This window comes from Brevibacterium metallidurans (assembly GCF_037101285.1).
Taxonomy (GTDB): domain Bacteria; phylum Actinomycetota; class Actinomycetes; order Actinomycetales; family Brevibacteriaceae; genus Brevibacterium; species Brevibacterium metallidurans.
Genome location: NZ_BAAAAF010000007.1, coordinates 20,041 through 38,761, shown reverse-complemented (window position 1 = coordinate 38,761; position 18,721 = coordinate 20,041). Strand labels below are relative to the sequence as shown.

Annotated in this window: 19 protein-coding genes; 11 read left to right on the top strand and 8 right to left on the bottom strand. The window is 67.5% G+C overall.

The features are described 5' to 3' along the window. Nucleotides 1-42 precede the first annotated feature (42 nt). Nucleotides 43-831 (top strand): fructosamine kinase family protein, encoded by a 789-nt coding sequence (locus AACX88_RS10360; RefSeq protein WP_339392933.1) that lies wholly within the window; start codon nucleotides 43-45, stop codon nucleotides 829-831. 68 nt (nucleotides 832-899) lie between these two features. Here the strand turns inward: AACX88_RS10360 and AACX88_RS10355 are convergent, their stop codons facing one another. Next, entirely contained in the window at nucleotides 900-1,835 is a 936-nt protein-coding gene (locus AACX88_RS10355) for a DUF4352 domain-containing protein (RefSeq protein ID WP_339392932.1), read from the bottom strand. A gap of 460 nt (nucleotides 1,836-2,295) precedes the next feature. Here AACX88_RS10355 and AACX88_RS10350 point away from each other — a divergent pair, with 460 nt between their 5' ends. Both AACX88_RS10350 and AACX88_RS10345 read left to right on the top strand, forming a co-directional pair. After that, entirely contained in the window at nucleotides 2,296-3,630 is a 1,335-nt protein-coding gene (locus tag AACX88_RS10350) for a sensor histidine kinase (protein ID WP_339392931.1), read from the top strand. Nucleotides 3,631-3,712: 82 nt separating this feature from the next. Continuing rightward, nucleotides 3,713-4,396: a response regulator transcription factor gene (locus AACX88_RS10345; RefSeq protein ID WP_339392930.1), complete on the top strand. Its 684-nt coding sequence runs from the start codon at nucleotides 3,713-3,715 to the stop codon at nucleotides 4,394-4,396. A gap of 138 nt (nucleotides 4,397-4,534) precedes the next feature. Here the strand turns inward: AACX88_RS10345 and AACX88_RS10340 are convergent, their stop codons facing one another. The 3 genes from AACX88_RS10340 to AACX88_RS10330 form a co-directional block, all read right to left on the bottom strand. Beyond that, nucleotides 4,535-4,696 carry a hypothetical protein gene (locus AACX88_RS10340; RefSeq protein ID WP_339392929.1) on the bottom strand — a complete coding sequence of 54 codons (162 nt, stop codon included), beginning with the start codon at nucleotides 4,694-4,696 and terminating at the stop codon, nucleotides 4,535-4,537. A 115-nt stretch (nucleotides 4,697-4,811) separates the two neighbouring features. Then, complete coding sequence (gene nhaA, locus AACX88_RS10335; protein ID WP_339392928.1) at nucleotides 4,812-6,065, bottom strand: Na+/H+ antiporter NhaA; 1,254 nt, start codon at nucleotides 6,063-6,065, stop codon at nucleotides 4,812-4,814. A 136-nt stretch (nucleotides 6,066-6,201) separates the two neighbouring features. Then, nucleotides 6,202-6,363 carry a hypothetical protein gene (locus AACX88_RS10330; RefSeq protein ID WP_339392927.1) on the bottom strand — a complete coding sequence of 54 codons (162 nt, stop codon included), beginning with the start codon at nucleotides 6,361-6,363 and terminating at the stop codon, nucleotides 6,202-6,204. A gap of 145 nt (nucleotides 6,364-6,508) precedes the next feature. Between AACX88_RS10330 and rraA the strand changes: the two genes are divergently transcribed. The 8 genes from rraA to AACX88_RS10290 all read left to right on the top strand — a co-directional run bounded on the left by rraA (nucleotide 6,509) and on the right by AACX88_RS10290 (nucleotide 14,181). Continuing rightward, on the top strand, nucleotides 6,509-6,976 hold the full coding sequence (gene rraA / locus AACX88_RS10325) for a ribonuclease E activity regulator RraA (RefSeq protein ID WP_339392926.1): 468 nt from the start codon (nucleotides 6,509-6,511) through the stop codon (nucleotides 6,974-6,976). Nucleotides 6,977-7,259: 283 nt separating this feature from the next. Further along, nucleotides 7,260-8,582 (top strand): enolase C-terminal domain-like protein, encoded by a 1,323-nt coding sequence (locus AACX88_RS10320; protein ID WP_339392925.1) that lies wholly within the window; start codon nucleotides 7,260-7,262, stop codon nucleotides 8,580-8,582. A gap of 124 nt (nucleotides 8,583-8,706) precedes the next feature. After that, entirely contained in the window at nucleotides 8,707-10,107 is a 1,401-nt protein-coding gene (locus tag AACX88_RS10315) for a sugar porter family MFS transporter (RefSeq protein ID WP_339392924.1), read from the top strand. Nucleotides 10,108-10,133: 26 nt separating this feature from the next. After that, nucleotides 10,134-10,550 carry an RbsD/FucU family protein gene (locus tag AACX88_RS10310; protein WP_339392923.1) on the top strand — a complete coding sequence of 139 codons (417 nt, stop codon included), beginning with the start codon at nucleotides 10,134-10,136 and terminating at the stop codon, nucleotides 10,548-10,550. Then, nucleotides 10,547-11,446: an amidohydrolase family protein gene (locus AACX88_RS10305; protein WP_339392922.1), complete on the top strand. Its 900-nt coding sequence runs from the start codon at nucleotides 10,547-10,549 to the stop codon at nucleotides 11,444-11,446. The genes AACX88_RS10310 and AACX88_RS10305 overlap by 4 nt, the downstream gene beginning before the upstream one ends. Next, entirely contained in the window at nucleotides 11,437-12,429 is a 993-nt protein-coding gene (locus tag AACX88_RS10300; RefSeq protein WP_339392921.1) for an aldo/keto reductase, read from the top strand. The genes AACX88_RS10305 and AACX88_RS10300 overlap by 10 nt, the downstream gene beginning before the upstream one ends. 71 nt (nucleotides 12,430-12,500) lie before the next feature. Continuing rightward, nucleotides 12,501-13,382: a fumarylacetoacetate hydrolase family protein gene (locus AACX88_RS10295; RefSeq protein WP_339392920.1), complete on the top strand. Its 882-nt coding sequence runs from the start codon at nucleotides 12,501-12,503 to the stop codon at nucleotides 13,380-13,382. 43 nt (nucleotides 13,383-13,425) lie between these two features. Further along, nucleotides 13,426-14,181, top strand: coding sequence for an SDR family NAD(P)-dependent oxidoreductase (locus AACX88_RS10290; protein ID WP_339392919.1), 756 nt, complete (start codon nucleotides 13,426-13,428; stop codon nucleotides 14,179-14,181). Nucleotides 14,182-14,203: 22 nt separating this feature from the next. Here the strand turns inward: AACX88_RS10290 and AACX88_RS10285 are convergent, their stop codons facing one another. From AACX88_RS10285 to AACX88_RS10270, 4 genes are all read right to left on the bottom strand, one after another. Beyond that, a complete protein-coding gene (locus AACX88_RS10285; protein WP_339392918.1) occupies nucleotides 14,204-14,956 on the bottom strand; it encodes a FadR/GntR family transcriptional regulator in 753 nt (250 codons plus the stop codon). A 43-nt stretch (nucleotides 14,957-14,999) separates the two neighbouring features. Beyond that, nucleotides 15,000-15,968, bottom strand: coding sequence for an ABC transporter substrate-binding protein (locus AACX88_RS10280; protein WP_339392917.1), 969 nt, complete (start codon nucleotides 15,966-15,968; stop codon nucleotides 15,000-15,002). Between the two features lie 64 nt (nucleotides 15,969-16,032). Continuing rightward, nucleotides 16,033-17,079, bottom strand: a complete 1,047-nt coding sequence (locus AACX88_RS10275; protein WP_339392916.1) for an ABC transporter permease — start codon at nucleotides 17,077-17,079, stop codon at nucleotides 16,033-16,035. Then, nucleotides 17,080-18,591, bottom strand: coding sequence for a sugar ABC transporter ATP-binding protein (locus AACX88_RS10270; RefSeq protein ID WP_339392915.1), 1,512 nt, complete (start codon nucleotides 18,589-18,591; stop codon nucleotides 17,080-17,082). Nucleotides 18,592-18,721 lie beyond the last annotated feature (130 nt).

The following is an 18,721-nucleotide window of genomic DNA, read 5'->3' as shown; positions in this document are numbered from 1 at the left end:
GGAGCGATGCGGCTTCCCCGACCTCGCCGTTAGCCTGGTGGGATGAGCGAGTTCCTCAAGCAGCGTTCGACGGCTCCGGAAGGATTCTTCTCCGCCGAGGCGGCCGGCTTGGACTGGCTGGCCGCGCCGGGCGTCATTCCCGTCGTCGCGGTGCTCGACCACGGTGAGGACTTCGTGCTCCTCGAGCGACTCGAGTCGGCTGTGCCGGAGGCGCAGGCGGCCTTCGTCTTCGGTCGTCGACTCGCGCGCCTCCACGATGCCGGAGCCCCGGCATTCGGATGGTCCCCGGCCGAACCGTCGTGGTTCGGTCCACTCGAATCGCCCTTCTCAGTCACGGCAGAGCCGGTGGCATCCTTCTCCGATTTCTGGGTGAATCAGCGCCTGCGGCCGGTGGCAGCCGACATCGCGGACGAGCTCACGGACGATGAGAACGCCGCGATCGCCTCGGCGATCACAGCGGTGTCGACGGGTGTCTTCGACGGAATCGCCGGCGGCGACCCCGAGCCCCCATCCCGGGTCCATGGGGATCTGTGGTCGGGCAATCTCATGTGGACGCCGGACGGCGGCACGCTCATCGACCCGGCGGCTCACGGTGGTCACCGGCTCGAGGATCTGGCTCTGCTCGCCCTGTTCGGAACCTCGTTCCTCGCAGACATCTGCGCCGGTTACGAGGCCGCGCATCCGCTGCCGTCGGGGTGGCGTCGCGACCTCCCAGTGCACAGCTTCTTCGCCCTTCTCGCTCACGTGAAGCTCTTCGGACACGGCTTCCTCGGCCAGACCTTGGCGGCAGCTCGCGAGATCACGGCCCGGGCTGCGGAACTGGGTGCGTGACCGGCGGGGGGGGGTCCGAGAATCGGACCAGGACCCACCGGACATTGAGCAAGCAACTGACGCTCCTCCTACTTCAGCGAGATCTCCACGGGATCAGAGAAGATCCCGCCTTCGAAGGTGAGTCGGTCGGGGCTGACGTCCTTCGGGACGTCGAAGACGAGCACGCCTTCGGCGGTGTTGCCGGGGTTGATCTCCTCGAGGAAGAGGATCGAGTCCTCATCGGCGTAGAGGCCCGCTTCCGAATCCGAGGAGTAGGTGTTGCCCTTGTCGTCGCCGAGCTTGATGTTGTCCTCGAAGAAGAGCTCCGGCGAGTTCTTCGTGTTCTTCACCGACAGCGAGACCTTGACGAACTGGCCTTGGGCCTTCGTGTTGAGGTACTCGTTGCCCACAGTCGAGACTCCGTCCTCGACTTTGTTCACGGTGATCTCCCACCCGTCGGCGTTGACGGCATCGCCCATGCCGTATTCGGCGGGAGCCTCCTTCTTCTCCTCCGCGGGCTTCTGCGCGGAGTCCTTGTCTTCCGCGGCCTTGTCCTCGGGCTTCTTCTCCTCGGCGGTTCCCGCTTCGCCGCCCTGGGAGTTCGTCGACCCGGTGTCCTCGGTGTCACCGCCACCGCCGCCGATGGCGTTGATCAGCCCGATGACGACGATGACGATGATGAGCCAGAACCACCAGCGCTTGTACAGCGGCTTCTTCTGCTTCGGCGGCTTCTGTCCGTACGGCATGCCTTGGCCGCCGGGCGGCATCTGCCCTCCACCCGGATAGCCGGGGGCCGACCCGGCAGCCTGGTAGCCGGCCGGCTGGAACTGCGGGGCGCCCGACCCGGTCGGTCCCGGAGCAGAGCCGGTCTGCGCGTTCGGATACGGAGAGGCGTACTGCGGCTGGAACGGCTGACCTCCGTGGTTGGGAGGCTGCCCTGGGGCCTGCTGGGGCCCGGGATTCTGGGGATGTCCGGGCTGGTTCTGGGGATGTCCGGGCTGGTGAGGGTTCTGCGGGTTCGACATGGTGCTCCTTGATCGGCGGGGCGAAGATTTTCTGACTCCCTCAGCCTCGGCGAATTCTCAGGATTGCGCGTCCGCCCATCGGATCGAATGCCCGAGCCGATCGGTTGAACCCGATCCACCCGATGGGTGGACTACGCGTGTCTGTGCCGCTGGTTACGATTCATCTGTGTCAGGTCACCCTTTTCCGCCGCCCGGGCCGAACCCGCTGCCGCGCGGTCCGCAGCCCACCGGGCCCAGCGCGCAGCCCCCGCGCACCACCGCTGTGCCGGTCAACTGGGCAGCCGCACCCCCTCACGGCCTCCGACCCCAGAACGGCGCCGTCCCGCAGAATCGCGGACAGGTGCCTCCTCCGGCCGTGACCGGTCCCCTTCCGCAACGGTCGACCCATCCCGCCGAGGCGGCCCCACCCTCGGCGACTGCCGCTTGCACTCCGCGGCGTTCGGCTCCCCGGTGGCTGACAGTGACGGCGAGCATCCTCGTCGGCATCGTGCTCCTGGTCATTGGATTCCTCACCTCGATCATGGGTCTCGTCTCCAATCGGTGGGCGTTCACCGACGGCGTGGTCAGCATCCTCGGCGTGCTTATGATCTTCCTGCTCGTGCCGATCTGGGCCACTGTCTTCGTCCGTCAGCGCTGGCCGTGGGTCCCCTTCCTCGCCGGCGCCGTCCTCGCCCTCGGATGGGGCGACTGCCTGCTCATGCTCATCGGCATGTTCCACCTCATCATCCGTGGATCCCGCCGCCACGCGATCATCGCCGCGGTCGCCGGTTCGGTGGTCACCCTCGGGTCGATCGTGCGTCTGTGCCTGGCGCCGACGTCACTCAACCCGTTCAGCATGTTCTTCATCTCCCCGGGTGTGCAGCCCGGCAACGGCACGCTGCCGGCTCCCCCGGAGGACACGGCACTCGCCGTCAACGTCATCACGATCATCGTCGGAGTCCTCTCTCTCGGCATCAGCCTCGGCTTCGGCGCCCTGCTGCGCCGCACCCGGCGGATGAAGACCGTCGAAGCCCGCGCTGATCTCGAAGCACAGCGCAGTGAGTCGCTCGCTGCCGAACTCGCCCGTCAGTCCGAGCGCGAACTCCTCGCACGCGAGCTCCACGACACGCTCTCCCATCGGCTCTCGGTGATCTCCCTGCACAGCGGGGCGCTCGAAGTCGGGAGCAAGGGCGATGCCGAGGTCGCCTCCGCCGCCTCGGCGCTGCGTCACGAAGCGCACGCCTCGCTCGAGGATCTGCGCCAACTCGTCGGCGGAGTCAGGGAGGGAACCCTGGCGGGCGGACCGCAGAAGGAACAGTCCACTCCCCCGAGCCTCGCGTCGATGGCCTCGATCCCCCAACTCATCGCCTCCGTGCAGGCGACCGGCACCATCGTGCGCCCGTCGATCATCATCCAGGACGTCGAGAGCGCATCGACGAGCTTCGACCGGGCGGTCTACCGCATCGTGCAGGAGTCCCTGACCAACGTCATCAAGCACGCCCCCGGAGCCCCGGTCACTCTCAGTGTCACCGTTTCCGCCGACCGCGGTGCCCACATCGTCGTTGCCAATCCCGCACCATCGCAGCGTTCCCGCGCCGAGGTCGTCGCCGGCGACGGCCTGCCGCCGCGCCCCCAGCACAGGCCGTCCGTGCGCGGCAGGCTCGACTCGGCGAACCTCGCCGCCACGGGGTCGGGCTCCGGCCTCGAAGGCATCCGCGAACGGGCTGCCATGCTCGAGGGCGAGGCGACCATCGGGGTGCGCGACGGCGACTTCGTCGTCGAGGTGACGCTGCCCCCGTTCACGCGCAAGGGCTGACCCCGAGCAGGACGTGGGTTCAGTCTCCGCCCTCGCGGAGTCGGAGCCGGTCGAGTCTGTGCCCTCCGGTAGGGTATCGACCATGACCGAGACCGCCGCTCCCATCCGTGTCATCGTCGTCGACGACGATCCGATGGTCGTCACCGGCATCAAGGGAATCCTTGCTCCGCACCCGAACATCGAGACGGTGGCTTCGGCATCGAGCGGCGAGGAGGCCCTCGACCAGGTGGCCCTGCACTTCCCCGACCTCGTGCTCATGGACATCCGGATGCCGGGAATCGGCGGGATCGAAGCGATCGCACGCCTCGTCAACAGTGTGCGGCCGCCGAAGGTCGTCGCCCTCACCAGCTTCGACACCGATGACTACCTGTTGCGTGCACTGCAGGCAGGAGCCGCTGGATTCCTCCTCAAAGACATCGGTCCGGTCGACCTCGCCGAGGCGATCGGCAGAGTCCACTCCGGCGAGCCGATCCTCTCCCCTCGTTCGCTCAAGCGTCTGATCAGCAAGACCACGTCGAGTCAGGATCAGCGTCAGCAGCGCGAAGCCGAGGAACTCCTCGCCGAGCTCACCGAACGTGAGCTGCAGATCGCGATCCGCGTCGCGCAGGGTCTGTCGAACCAGGAGATCGCCGATGCGATGTTCATGAGTCAGGCGACCGTGAAGACCCACCTCAACCGCATCAACGTCAAGCTCGACACGAACAACCGCGTGCACATCGCCGTCCTCGTCGAACGCGCCCGGTTGTCGAGGTCAGACGGCACTTGACCGCTCGGCTCTGAGAGCAACCACGGCAGTCCGGATTAAGGCGTTGCCATCCACGTACCCAAACGACGCCGCCGAGGCGACCGACCCGACCCGCTGGAATGGGTGGACCGACGACCGCCTCGGCGACTCAGGGGTCGATCAGTAGTTCTCAGGAGGATCGCTTGCGGGGAACGATTCGTCGCCCCATTCCTCGACGAGCTCATCCTGGTGCTCGCGTTCCGCAGCCTGCGCATCGAGCTCTTCGGCCGAAGGGCCGGTGGTCTCGGTGGGTTCGTCTGCGGGTTGGGTCGTCTCGGACATGTCTGCTGCCTCCATCGGTGACGGATGAGTGTGGTGACTCCATTTTGCCCGGTCAGACTGGATCTGGATACCGGCAGTCCGCGGGATGATCGGAATTCACCGGCGAACGGGCCCCTCACCCGTGGTGAATGCCGCGTTCCTGGCGCTGAGCGAGACCGCGGTAGTGGCGGTTGCGCACGGCCAGCCACACGGCGCCGATGAGGGCGGCGAGCAGCGAACCGCAGAGCACGCCCACCTTGACGACCTGCGACCGGTCATCGCCCTCACCGAAGCTGAGTTCGCCGATGAGCAGGGAGACGGTGAAGCCGACTCCGGCCAGGCATGCGACGCCGATGAGGTCGACCCACTGCATCGTCCGGTCGAGGGAGAAGCCCCGGACCCGGGTGATGAGGAAGGTCAGCAGCGTGATGCCCAGCGGTTTGCCGACGACGAGGCCGAGCATGATTCCGATCGCGATCGGGCTGCTCAGCGACTCCGCAAGCCCGGACAGTCCCCGGACATCGACTCCGGCGGCGAAGAACGCGAAGATCGGCACCGCGATCACCGCAGACGGGATGCTCCAGCGGTCGGCGAACTGGGCGGCAGGACCGTGCCCCTCGGTGCCGTGGATGCCGTCGTGACCGTGGAAACCGCGCTGATCGTCGGCTGTCTTCGTTCCGCCGAGGTGTTTGGCCGCAACCGGCACGGTGAAGCCGAGGAGGACTCCGGCGATCGTCGCGTGGATGCCGGAGGCGTGGACGAGCGTCCACGTCGCGAACGCCAGCGGCAGGAGGATCCACCACGTGTGGATGCCGCGCTGGACCGCGAAAGCGAAAGCCAGCAGCGGCAGAAGCGCGAGCGCCAGCGGCAGCCACGCGAGATCGTCGGTGTAGAAGATCGCGATGATCGCGATCGCGAGCAGGTCATCGACGACGGCGAGGGTGAGGAGGAAGGTCCGCAGGGACGCCGGCAGGAACTTCCCGACCATGGCGATGATCGCGACCGCGAAGGCGATGTCGGTGGCGGCGGGAATCGCCCAGCCGTTCAGCGCGCCGCCGCCGGAATCGAGGTTGACGAGCACGTAGAGCAGCGAGGGCACGGCGACTCCGCCGATCGCCGCGGCCACCGGAACGGCTGCGGTCTTCGGGTCACGCAGCTTGCCGGCGACGAACTCCTCTTTGAGTTCGAGTCCGACGACGAAGAAGAAGATCGCGAGCAGACCGTCCGAGGCCCAGCTGTTCACGGACAGGTTGAGTTTGAGCTCCTCGGGGCCGAACCGAAACGAGCGGAGGCTCTCATACCAGTCGGCCCACGGAGAGTTCGCGAGGATGAGAGCAGCGGCGGTCGCTGCCAGCAGGAGGATTCCGCCGACGGCGTCGTGCTTGAGCACGGCGGCGATCCGATCGCGGAGAGGACGAGGGGAGACAGGAGTGTCAGGGGTGGCCGAAGACATCGGTGGAGTCGCTTTCGCAGAGGTGAGATGAGGACGCTGAGGCGTCGATCCACGCAAGTGTGGATCTGCGCGGTCAGCTGCGTGGCGGCGGGCAGCCGGCGATCTCACCATGGGCGTTCGTTCCCCAGGAACTCATCCACCCGTTCGTGCCGTTCGACAGAGTGGTCACCAGCTTCGACTTCGGGAACACGGCGTCGCGCACGGACTGCCGGAGCGTCGAGACTGAAGAAGGCACCCGGCAATTCTACCGAAGCTCACCCGATCAGAGCCAATTCTCCGAGGCCGTCGACGAGTCCGAGTGAGACAACTGTGCCCGTGCTAGCGTGCAGATCAGCGGCGTTGCCTGCCGCCCCTGCTGCCGACCGAATCCGGGAGGAACCATGACCGTCTCGACCGCCGACCTCTGGGACGAACGCGGCCCCGAGCTCTACTCGATCGCCCTGAACTTCACCGATTTCGGCGACAAGGTCGCGTTCTCGGGTCCGGCCCGAACGGTTCGCTGCTTCGAGGACAACGCCTTGGTCAGGTCCGTGCTCTCGGAACCGGGCGACGGCTGCGTCCTCGTCATCGACGGCGGCGGTTCGATCGCCACGGCGCTCATGGGCGACATGATCGCCGAACTCGCCCTGGGCAACGGCTGGGTCGGCGTGGTCATCAACGGCGCCGTCCGCGACCGGGAGGTGCTTGCGACCCTCGACCTCGGAGTCAAGGCACTGGCGAGCAACCCGCGCAAGAGCGGCAAGACCGGCGAGGGTGAACGCGACGTCGTCGTCGAGTTCGGCGGTGCGACGATCCGACCGGGTGCGATGGTCTTCGCCGACGCCGACGGAGTCGTCGTCGAACGGTGACATGGCCCGCGGGACCTGCCCCTCGCACTGGTCGCAGGGATCACCTCGGCGGGATGCTCAGACATCCGATCACACCGACGCATTCGGACCGAATTGGCGGCCATTCCCGTGGACGGCTTCCGCCTCTACTCCGTCGAACGATCTCCCGCACGACCCCTTGACCACCGAAACATCCTATGTTTAAACTCGAGTCAACGAACGTGACCGAGTTTCTGGACGATCTGTCCGCGGATGAACCGTTCAGACATCCGATCACAACACTGCAGTTGTGTGAAAGGGCGCAATGTCTGAGATTTCCGAGATCGACGTCGTCGACCTGCGATTCCCCACCTCGGCGAGCCTCGACGGCTCCGACGCGATGAACCCCGACCCGGACTACTCCGCGGCCTACCTCATCATCGGCACCGACGCCGACGACGACCTCGAAGGCCACGGGTTCGTCTTCACGATCGGCCGCGGCAACGACATCGAGACCGAAGCCGTGCGCGTCATCGCCACGACCCTCATCGGCCGAAACGTCGAAGCGATCCTCGACGACATGGGCGGCTTCTGGCGCGAACTCGTCCACGACTCCCAGCTGCGCTGGCTCGGCCCCGAGAAGGGAGTGAGCCACATGGCGATCGGCGCGATCGTCAACGCGATGTGGGACCTCAAAGCCAAACGCGCCGGGCTGCCCCTGTGGGAGCTGCTCTCCGCCCTCAGCCGCGCCGAGATCCTCGACCTCATCGACTTCCGCTACCTCAGCGACTTCATGACCCGCGAGGACGCCCTGGCGATCCTCGAACGCGCCGCACCGGGCAGGGCCGAACGCATCGCACAGCTGCGCGAGTCCGGCTACATGGCGTATACGACCACACCCGGCTGGCTCGGCTACTCCGACGAGAAGCTCGCCCGCCTGTGCCGAGAGGCCATCGACGAGGGCTTCGACCAGATCAAGCTCAAGGTCGGAGCCGACCGCGACGACGACATCCGCCGCCTTAGCATCGCCCGCGAGATCTGCGGACCCGGCTTCCCCATCGCCATCGACGCCAACCAGCACTGGGACTCCGCCGAGGCGATCGACTGGATCGGCGACCTCGCCCGGTTCGACCTCCGCTGGGTCGAGGAACCCACCTCACCCGACGACATCCTCGCCCACGCGGCCATCCAGCGGGGTATCGACCCGATCCCCGTCGCCACCGGCGAACACTGCCAGAACCGCATCGTCTTCAAGCAGATGCTCCAAGCCGACGCCCTACGCGTCATGCAGATCGACGCCACGCGTGTGGCCGGAGTCAACGAGAACATCGCCAACCTCCTCCTCGCCGCCCATGCCGGCGTGCCCGTGTGCCCGCACGCCGGCGGAGTGGGATTGTGCGAACTCGTCCAGCACCTGTCGATGTTCGACTTCGTCGCGGTCTCGGCGACGATGGACGAACGCTGCATCGAGTTCGTCGACCACCTCCACGAGCACTTCGTCACCCCTGTCGACGTCCACGACGGCCGTTACTGGCCGCCCACGGCACCCGGCGCCGGTGCCGAGATCCACCGTGGGACGCTCACCGACTTCGCGTTCCCCGACGGACCCGAATGGCGAGCGCGGGAGACCGTCGCCGCCACCGCCTGACCACACCCCCTACCGGTGCCGCCGACCAGCGGCGCCGGCACCGGTGCGCCGGACGCTTCTGCGAAGCGTCCACACAAGAGTCATGATCATTCCAACCACCCTCGTCAGAATCAGGATCGACGACGTGACCAACCGAACCGCCACCGACACCCCACAGGGCCGCAACCACGACACCGAACCCATCCCGCGCAAGATCATCCTCATCGCCGTCCTCGCCGGATTCTCCGGCCTCCTCTACGGCTACGACTCCGGCGCGATCTCCGGTGCCCTCCCGCTGCTCACCGAGCAGATGGGCCTCAACGCCTCCCAGCAGGGGCTCATCACCTCCCTCCTCCTGTGGGGCGCACTGCCCTCGATCATCGGGGCCACACTCGCCGCCCGCCGATTCGACCGCCGCCACCTCCTCATCGTCGCCGCCGTCATCTTCTTCATCGGCTCGCTCGCGTGCGCCTTCGCCCCCACTCCCGAGGTCCTCGGCATCGCCCGCTTCTTCCTCGGCCTCGGCGTCGGAATCGCGAACATGTTCGGCCTCATCTACCTCTCGGAGCTCTCCCCCACCCGCATCCGCGGTCTGCTCACCGGCCTCTACCAGCTCGCCGTCAACTTCGGCATCCTCGCCGCCTACATCGTCGGCGACGCCTTCCAGGCCTCGGGCCTGTGGCAGTGGATCCTCGGCATCGGCGCGATCCCAGCCGCCGTGTTCTTCGTCGGCATGCTCCTCTCCCCCGCCAGCCCGCGCTGGCTGATCACCCGCGGCCGCGACGACGACGCCCTGAGAGTGCTTGACTCCCTGCGCGGAACCACGGAGATCGCCCGCCTCGAATTCGACGACATCAAGTCGAGCCTCGCCCAGCAGGACCACGGTCTGCGCGGACTGACGACCTCGGCCCGCCGCCCGATGATCGTCCTCCTCATCCTCACGTTCTTCCAGGTCTTCACCGGCATCAACGCCGTCGTCTACTACGCGCCGATCATCTTCGCCCAGTCGGGCATGGGCGATCGCGCCGGCAGCTACGCGAACTACGGGGTGGGCCTCGCGCTCGTCATCTCCACGGCCATCGCCCTGCCCATCATCGACCGCCTCGGCCGAGTCCGCCTGCTCGCGCTCTCGATGGCCGGCCAGACCGTGACGATGCTCGTCCTCTGGCTGCTGCCCGACGCCGGATGGATCAGCATCGCCGCCGTCTTCGCCTACACCTTCGCCTTCGGCATCGGCATGGGACCGGTCTTCTGGCTCCTCGTCCCCGAAGTCCTGCCCCTGTCCGTACGCGCGATCGGCACCGGCGTCGTCACCTTCGTCCAGTACCTCTTCAACGCCACATTCGCATGGGCCTTCCCCGTCGCCCTCGACGCCATCGGCCCCCTCGTCTTCCTCCTCTTCGCCCTGCTCTCCGCGGCGGCCCTGTGGTTCGTCCTCACCCGCATCCCCGAGACGTCCGGACGGTCGCTCGAGGAGATCGAAGCATACTGGAGGACGACGGGATCACGGTCACCGGCGCCTGCCTCGGCGACCGAGAAGAACTGACCCCGCCCCCGGACAGAGGAGAGCCCATGCTCACCACCCCGATCACCCATCCCGAACTCCTCGCGGCCCTCGCCCGGTGCGGCCACGGCACGAAGATCCTCCTCGCCGACGGCAACTACCCCCACCTCACCGGGGTGCCCGCCGGCACCACCCGCATCGCCCTCAACGTCACCCCCGGCCTCCTCACCGTCGACCAGATCCTCACGCCCCTGGCCGAGACCGTCCCGATCGAGTCCTGCGAGTTCATGCTCACCGCCGAGGCCGGCACCGCCTCCGCCGTGACCGGCTACGCCGAGACGCTGCCCGACGTCCCCTTCACCGGGCACGAGCGCTTCGCGTTCTACGACATCGCCCGCACCCGCGATGTCGGCCTCGTCATCGCCACCGGAGACCAACGCCAGTACGCGAACCTCCTCATCACCGTCGGAGTCGTCGTGCCATGACCGGCATCATCGACGCCCACCTGCACCTGTGGGACCGCAACCGCTTCGACTATCCATGGATGCAGCGTCTGCCGTCCCTGCCGTCTGTCAGCCTGCCGGAGCAGCAAGCGACGACCGCCACCGGCGCGATCGTCATCGAGGCCGGGACCGTCCCGGATCAGGCCCTCGCCGAGGTGGAATGGCTGAGCGGTCTCGCGGAGGCGTCCCCGCTCATCCGCGGCATCGTCGCCGCTGTTGACTTCACCGACCCCCACCTCGCCGAGGCGCTCGACCGTCTCCGCGCCCGCCCCCTCGTCGTCGGGGTGCGGGACAACTTCGAAGGCCGGGAGGCGGGCGACCTCGCCGTCGGTTCCTCGTCCACGGCCGACGCGCTGCTCGCCGGCGCTCTCGCCGCACTGGACGCAGGTCTGACCGTCGATCTCTGCGTGCGGGCCGCACAGCTTGACGTACTCGACGGGTTCGTCAGCGCCCTCGTCGACGTTCGCGGCACCGCCGACGGTCTCGTCCTCGACCACCTCGGCAAACCCCTGCCCGACGATCCGAGCTTCTCCCGCTCGGACTGGGTGGAGGCGATGACCGCGCTCGCCGCACACCCCGGCCTGCACGTGAAGTTCTCCGGCCTCCCCGGCCAGATCCCCGGCCCGGTCAGCGCTCACCGTGCCTATGAGCTCGCCGCCGACTACATCGGCGACGTCGTCTCCGCGTTCGGTCCCGGACGCACGATGTACGGCTCCGACCACCCCGTCTCGACCACCGGGCACGGACTCACCGCGAAGGCGTGGGCCGACGCGGTCGACACCGCCGTGCGGACCGTCCTCGACGACTCCGACACCGCGGCCGTCATGGGCGGAACCGCTGCGAACTTCTATCCCACGAGGAGGAACGGATGCCCCTGAAGAACCCCGTCGTAAAGCGCCTGCACGACATGCGCACTCTCGGATTCGGAGGCGCCCCGATCGGCAACCTCTACCGGCAGATCGACGACGACACCGCGCACGCGGCCGTCGAGGAGGCGTGGACGCTGGGAATCCGGTACTTCGACACCGCACCCCACTACGGTCTCGGTCTCAGTGAGCGCCGCCTCGGCGGGGTGCTCCGGGACAAGCCCCGCGACGAGTTCCTCCTCTCGACGAAGGTCGGCAGGCTCATCCGACCGGCCGAGGATCCGCAGGAATGGGACGACGAGGGCTTCGCCGTGCCCGGGGACCGTATGCGCGTGCGCGACTACTCCCCCGCCGGGGTGCGACGGTCGATCGAGGAATCTCTCGAGCGCCTCGGCGTGGACCGGCTCGACATCGTCTACATCCACGACCCCGACGACCACTGGACGGAGGCCCTCGAGGGGGCCGTGCCCGAACTCAACCGGCTCCGCGACGAAGGGGTGATCGGCGCGTGGGGTGCGGGCATGAACCAGGCGGAGATGCTCACCCGCTTCGTGCGGGAGACCGACATCGACGTCGTCATGCAGGCCGGCCGCTACACGCTGCTCGAACAGGGCGGACGCGAGGAACTCATCCCCGAATGCGCCGCCCGCGGTGTCGGCGTCGTCAACGTCGGAGTGTTCAACTCCGGGATCCTGGCCAATCCCGACCCCAGGTCGCAGGCGAAGTACAACTACGACGACGCCCCGCCCGCCGTCCTCGAGAAGGCCGAGAGACTCGCCGCACTGGCCGACGCGAACGGAACGACCCTGCCGGCGGCCGCCCTCCAGTTCAGTCTCCGCGACCCGGCGATCACGAACGTCACCTTGGGGATGCGCACCGCCGACCAGGTCAGGCGCGACGTCGAACTCCTCAGGCAGCCCGTGCCGGAGTCCTTCTGGACCGCGGCCGTGGGGCAGGGACTCATCGCCGTCGACCCGCAGACCCTGACCGCCTGACCAGCCCGACAACCACCAGTGCAGGTTCACCACCAGCACCCGACAACCCCGATACTGACGAGGAGATGCCCTTGAGACTCATGCGAATCGGTGCCCGCGACGCCGAGACCCCCATCCTCGAGGTCGGAGACTCCCACTTCGACCTCTCCGCCGTCGTCGACGACATCGACCCGAGCTTCTGGGCCGACGGCCCTGCCCGGATCACCACGGCGCTGAAGGCCGGCACCCTGCCGGAGATCGACATCGCAGGTCAGCGGATCGGGGCACCCATCGCCCGACCCGCCTCGGTGATCTGCATCGGACAGAACTACGCTGCCCACGCCGCGGAATCCGGTTCCCCCGCCCCGACCCAGCCGATCATCTTCCTCAAGACGCCGAACACGATCACCGGCCCCTTCGACGACATCGGCATCCCGCCGCGTGCGGCGACCTTCGACTGGGAGGTCGAACTCGGCGTCGTCATCGGCGCTCAGGCGGCCTACCTGGAGAGTCCCGAGGCCGCCCGTGCGGTCATCGGCGGCTATCTCGTCGCCAACGACCTCTCCGAACGCGACTACCAGACGACGCATTCTGGCGGACAGTGGTCGAAGGGCAAGGTCGTCAAGGATTCGATGCCGCTGGGGCCCTATCTCGTCACGGCCGATGCCATCGACCCCCGCGATCTGCGACTGCGCAGCTGGGTCAACGGCGACCCCCGGCAGGATTCGACGACCGCGGACATGATCTTCCCCGTCGACGACCTCGTCTGGCGGCTGAGCCAGTACATGCAGCTCGAACCCGGGGACATCATCTCCACCGGCACCCCGCAGGGCGTGGCCCTTTCCGGTCTGTTCCCCTACCTGCAGCCCGGCGACGTCTCCGAAGTCGAGATCACCGGCCTCGGCCGGCAGCGCCAGACCTACTTCCGCGTCGACGCCCCGGCCGGCACCGGCGCCGACCTCCTGCTCAGCTGACCAGGCCCGATCCACCAATCCCTTCGACACGAAAGCCGACATCATGAATGCAGAGTTCTCCGGCCTCACCGCCATCGTCACGGGAGGAGCCTCGGGCATCGGCCGCGCCGTCGCCGAGCTCCTCCTCGAAGGAGGCGCGAACGTCGCCGTCCTCGACCTCAACCCGACCGACGCACCCGAGCAGGCGCTCGGTCTGCGCTGCGACGTCTCCGATCGGGCCTCCGTCGATGCGGCCGTCGAGGCGGCCGCGCAGGAGTACGGCGGCATCGACATCGTCATCAACAACGCCGGCATCGGCGCCCAGGGCCAGGTCGATGCCAACGACGACGACGAATGGGACCGCGTGCTCAACGTCAACGTCGTCTCCGTCGCCCGGGTCACCGCTGCCGCCCTGCCCCATCTGCGCCGTTCCGAGCACGCCGCCGTCGTCAACACCTCCTCGGTGGCGGCCACTGCAGGACTGCCCGACCGGGTCCTCTACTCGGCGACGAAGGGCGCGATCTACTCGATGACCCTGGCCATGGCCGCCGACCACGTCCGCGAGGGCATCCGCGTCAACGCCGTGTGCCCGGGCACCGCGAACACCCCGTGGGTGATGAAGGGGCTCATGGCCAAGGCGGAGGATCCCGAGGAGGAGCTGCGCCAGCTCAATGCACGGCAGCCGCATGGTCGGCTCGTCGAACCCGCCGAGGTGGCCCGCACGATCGTCTTCCTCGCCAGTCCGCTGCAGGGTTCGACGACGGGCACGGCCGTGGCCGTCGACGGCGGAATGCAGGGTCTGCGGCTGCGTCCTCAGTGAGCCGCTCGCCGAGGCGGGGGCGCTAGACCTCGTCGCCTGCCTCGGCGGGGTCGCTCCCGCCGAGGTCGTCGGTTGGGTCGCCCCCGCCGAGGTCGTCGTCGGTGGCGACGTCGACGTGGTCGACCCAGCGTTGGACGCCGGAGACGTGGAGGACCATGATCGACTGCGCGAGACGCGCGTCCCCGGCGGCGAGGGCGTCGATGATGCGCCGATGCTCGTCGAGGGTGCGCTCGACCGCACCCACTTCGGTCATCCCGCGCCACGTCCGTGCCCGCGTCGTCTTCACCGACACCGCCTCGAGCATCGCGGCGAGGTAGTCGTTGCCGGCGTAGCCGGCGATCGTCGAATGGAACTCGAAGTCATGGGCGACGAGTGATTCGACCGACTCCGGGTCGGTGTCGCTGATCGTCTGCCGCAACTGCGCGAGCCCGTCCTCGTCGATGCGTTCGGCCGCCCGATAGGCGGTCTCGGCTTCGAAGATCCGCCGCACCTCGAGGATCTCACGCAGCGACCCGGAGGCGTGGACGTCGACGAGGAAGGACACCGCCTCGGTGAGGTCGACCGCCGACAGCGAGGTGACATACGTGCCCGAGCCGCGCCGAACGTCGAGGACGTTGATGAAGTCGAGGGCCTTGACGGCCTCGCGCAGGGAGTTGCGCGAGAGGCCGAGACGCTCGGCGAGTTCACCCTCCGGCGGAAGCCGGTCTCCGGGCTTGAGTTCGCCGGAGACGATGAGGTCCTTGATCTTGTCGAGCGCGTCGTCCGTCAGTGCCATGGCCCCAACCTAATACACAACCGGTGCTGTCCGGCCCAGCGCCTCACTCGTAGAGGAGCTCGGCGATCTTCGGGTCGTCGATGTTGGACTTGTCGTACCAGTAGAAGCTCGTCGGGATCTGCTTCTCCAGCTCCTTGCCGTCGATCGCGTCGACCGCGGCCTGAACGGTCTTCCCGCCGATGTCGAGCGGACTCTGGGTGACCGCGCCGAGCATCGACCCGTCCCGGATCGCATCGGTCTGCGCTTTGCCGGAGTCGAAGCCGACGACGGTGACATCGGTGTTCCCCAACTCCTTGACGCCCTGGACGACGCCGATCGCGGCGCCTTCGTTCGTGCCGTAGAGACCGGCGAGGTCCTTGTTCGCCTGGAGCATCGCCTTCGTCGCGTCCGCGGACTTCGCCTGGTCCCCGTCGGCGTTCTGCTCGGCGACGATCTCGATGCCGGGCTCATTGGCCTTGAGGTAGTCGACGAAGCCGTCGCGACGGTCGACACCGGTCTGCGCGGTCTCCGAATGCGTGACGATGCCGACCTTGCCCTTGCCGCCGAGCGCCTCGGCGAGCTTCTTGGCATCCTCGGCCGCTGCCGCCTTGTTGTCGGTGGCCACCGTGGTCAGCGGGATGTCGCTGTCGACACCGGAGTCGAAGGCGATGACGGGGATGTCACTCGACTGCGCCTGCTGGAGCAGCGGGATGACGGCCTTGCTGTCGAGGGCTGCGATGGCGACCGCGTCGGGCTGCTTGTCCAAGGCCCCCTGGAGCTGGGTGACCTGCTGTTCGACGTCGGTCTCACTGTCGGGACCTTCGAAGGTGACGGTGACCCCGAGTTCCTTCGCCTTCGCCTCGGCGCCCTTCTTCACGGTCTGCCAGAACTGATGCTGGTAGCCCTTGGAGATGATGGCGATCGTCTTCTGTCCGTCTCCCCCGCCCCCGGACCCGCCGGAGCCGCAGCCGGTGGCGATGAGGGCGGCGGCGGAGACCGCCGCGAGCGTGGTGAGCAGCTTGGTGGACCTCATGGTGTTCTCCTTCGAATCGGTTGAGGCTGTGGTCGTTGAGCCAGTTGGAATTGGGGGTGCCGGTCTATCCGGTGGCGCCGGTCGACGAGTTCTTCTTCCGCACGATGTCGAGGTAGACGGCGAGGAGGACGACGACGCCGATGGCGACCTGCTGCCATTCCTGGGCGACGCCGGCCATGCGCAGGCCGTTGTCGAGCACGGCCATGATGAGGGCGCCGATGACCGTGCCGATCATGGAGCCGCGGCCCCCGGCCAGGGACGTGCCGCCGATGATGACCGCGGCGATCGCTTGGAGTTCGATGCCGGCACCACCGGTGGGCTGGGCCGAACTCAGGCGTGAGGCCGAGAGCACGCCGGCGAGGCCGACGAAGAGTCCGCAGAGGACGTAGACGGAGATCAGCCACGCGCGGACGTTGACCCCTGACAGGCGGGTCGCCTTCTCGTTCGAGCCGATCGCGAACGCGGTCCGGCCGATGAGCGTGCGCTGGAGGATGACGACGGAGACGACGATGAGGACGAGGAAGAGCACCGTGCCCAGCGGCAGGCGCATCCCCGGCAGAAGCGAGGCATTCATGATCGCCCCGAAGTCCGGGGTGTCGGTGAAGTAGATCGGCTTGGTGCCGCTGATGACGAGTGAGAGTCCCTGGGTGACCATCATCATGCCCAGGGTGGCGATGAACGACGGCAGCCCGAGGACGGCGACGTTGAACCCGTTGATCAGCCCGATGAGACCCCCGAACCCGATCGTCAGGGCGATGCCGAGAGGCAGCGGCAGGCCCATGTTCGTGATGAACACCCCGGCCATGACACCGCAGAGGATCATGCCCGTGCCCACGGAGAGGTCGATGCCGCCGGTGATGATGATGAAGGTGACGCCGAGGGCGAGCAGACCCACCGTCGTCACCGTGGTGAGGATCGTCGAGAGGTTCGTCAGGGTGAGGAACGAGTCGGGGTTGATGATCGCGAAGACGATGACGATGATGACGAGGCTGGCGACGGCGAGCAGCTGCTGGAGCGAATTGCGCCAGCGGCTGCGCGTGCCCGCAGGACGCTGAGTCGTCATCGGTCCGGTCGACTGCGGCGGGGCGGCGGAGGCGAGTTCGGCATTCATTCAGGCGACGATTCCCATCGATTCGGTGTATCGGGTGGCGAGCTCCATGATCGAGTCCTGTGTTGCCTCGGCGGCGTCGAGGATGCCGGTGAGCCGGCCCTCGGAGAGGACGGCGATGCGGTGCGAGAGCAGGAGGACTTCGGGCAGTTCGGAGGAGATGACGATGATCGACTTGCCCTCGCGGCTCAGCCGCCGCAGCAGCGCGTAGATCTCCGCCTTCGCCCCGACGTCGATGCCGCGGGTGGGTTCGTCGAAGATGAAGATGTCGCAGTCCTTGACGAGCCACTTGGCGATCGCCACCTTCTGCTGGTTGCCTCCGGAGAGCTTCTCGAGGATCTGGGTGATCGACGGCGTCCTGATCCTCAGGGTCGACACGGAGTCCCGGGCGGCGGCGTCGATTCGGCCTTCGTCGGTGAAGCCGAAGCGGCTGAGCCTGCGCAGGCTCGGCAGGGCGATGTTGTCGCGCACGGACTGGCCGGTGAGGACACCGAGCTGTTTGCGGTCTTCGGAGAGGTAGCAGATTCCCAGCTTGGCTGCGGCCGCAGGGTTGGGGATCCTCACCCGCCGTCCCCCGAGGAGGATCTCGCCCGAGGTGAGCGGGTCGGTGCCGATGATCGCCCGCGCCGTCTCGGTGCGTCCTGCGCCCATGAGACCGGCGAGGCCGAGGATCTCCCCGCGGCGCAGGCCGAAGCCGATGCCTTTGAGCGTCGACTTCGTCGTGAGGTTCCGGACTTCGAGGACCACCTCGGCGGAGCCCTGGTACGCCGGGGCCTCGCTGACGGCGTCGAGTTCGCGTCCGACCATCATCCGGATGACCTCGGGCATCTCAGTCGTCGCGGTCGGCACGGTGCCGATCTTCTCACCGTCGCGGATGACGGTAATGCGCTGGGTGATCGCCTTGAGCTCGGGCATGCGATGGGAGATGTAGATGACGCCGGTGGCGGGAGTGACGAAACGGCGGATGAGGCCGTGGAGGATCTCGACCTCCTCGTCGTTGAGAGCCGCCGTCGGTTCGTCCATGATGAGGATGCGGGCGTCCTGGTTGAGCGCTTTCGCGATCTCGACCATCTGCCGGGCGGCGACCGTGAGGCGCCCGACGACGGCCTTGGGATCGAGCGCGAGTCCGAGGCGGTCGAGCAGGGCGGCGGCATCGGCGTTGAGACGGCGTTCGTTGATGAACGGACCCACCCGCGGCTCCCGGCCGAGGTAGATGTTCTGGGCGACGGTGAGATCGTCGACGAGGTTGAACTCCTGGTGGATGATCGCGATGCCGAGCCGTTCGGCCTCCGTTGTCGACCCGATGCGCACGGGTCTGCCGTCGATGCGGAACTCACCGGTGTCGGGCGTGTAGACACCCGAGAGCAGCTTCATCAGCGTCGACTTCCCCGCCCCGTTCTCCCCGACGAGACCGAGGACTTCGCCGGGATACAGGTCGAGGTCGACGTCGGTGAGGGCGCGCACTCCGGGGAATGACTTCCCGGCGCCCCGGATGTCGAGCAGCGGCGTTGACATCTGACGGTTACTCCTCATTGAAAACCTAAGACATCCTATGTCTGTTCTTCAGACTAGATGCCTCAGCCGTCAATGACAAGCACAGTTCGGGAGTTTTTCCGCAACGACCCGGAGATTTCATTCAATACAT

Coding starts and splice junctions, on each gene's coding strand:
- AACX88_RS10320 (WP_339392925.1), top strand. CDS start 7,260: ATGTCTGAGATTTCCGAGATCGACGTCGTCGACCTGCGATTCCCCACC.
- AACX88_RS10300 (WP_339392921.1), top strand. CDS start 11,437: ATGCCCCTGAAGAACCCCGTCGTAAAGCGCCTGCACGACATGCGCACT.
- AACX88_RS10280 (WP_339392917.1), bottom strand. CDS start 15,968: ATGAGGTCCACCAAGCTGCTCACCACGCTCGCGGCGGTCTCCGCCGCC.
- AACX88_RS10345 (WP_339392930.1), top strand. CDS start 3,713: ATGACCGAGACCGCCGCTCCCATCCGTGTCATCGTCGTCGACGACGAT.
- AACX88_RS10305 (WP_339392922.1), top strand. CDS start 10,547: ATGACCGGCATCATCGACGCCCACCTGCACCTGTGGGACCGCAACCGC.
- AACX88_RS10310 (WP_339392923.1), top strand. CDS start 10,134: ATGCTCACCACCCCGATCACCCATCCCGAACTCCTCGCGGCCCTCGCC.
- AACX88_RS10360 (WP_339392933.1), top strand. CDS start 43: ATGAGCGAGTTCCTCAAGCAGCGTTCGACGGCTCCGGAAGGATTCTTC.
- AACX88_RS10340 (WP_339392929.1), bottom strand. CDS start 4,696: ATGTCCGAGACGACCCAACCCGCAGACGAACCCACCGAGACCACCGGC.
- AACX88_RS10355 (WP_339392932.1), bottom strand. CDS start 1,835: ATGTCGAACCCGCAGAACCCTCACCAGCCCGGACATCCCCAGAACCAG.
- AACX88_RS10270 (WP_339392915.1), bottom strand. CDS start 18,591: ATGTCAACGCCGCTGCTCGACATCCGGGGCGCCGGGAAGTCATTCCCC.
- AACX88_RS10290 (WP_339392919.1), top strand. CDS start 13,426: ATGAATGCAGAGTTCTCCGGCCTCACCGCCATCGTCACGGGAGGAGCC.
- AACX88_RS10275 (WP_339392916.1), bottom strand. CDS start 17,079: ATGAATGCCGAACTCGCCTCCGCCGCCCCGCCGCAGTCGACCGGACCG.
- AACX88_RS10285 (WP_339392918.1), bottom strand. CDS start 14,956: ATGGCACTGACGGACGACGCGCTCGACAAGATCAAGGACCTCATCGTC.
- rraA (WP_339392926.1), top strand. CDS start 6,509: ATGACCGTCTCGACCGCCGACCTCTGGGACGAACGCGGCCCCGAGCTC.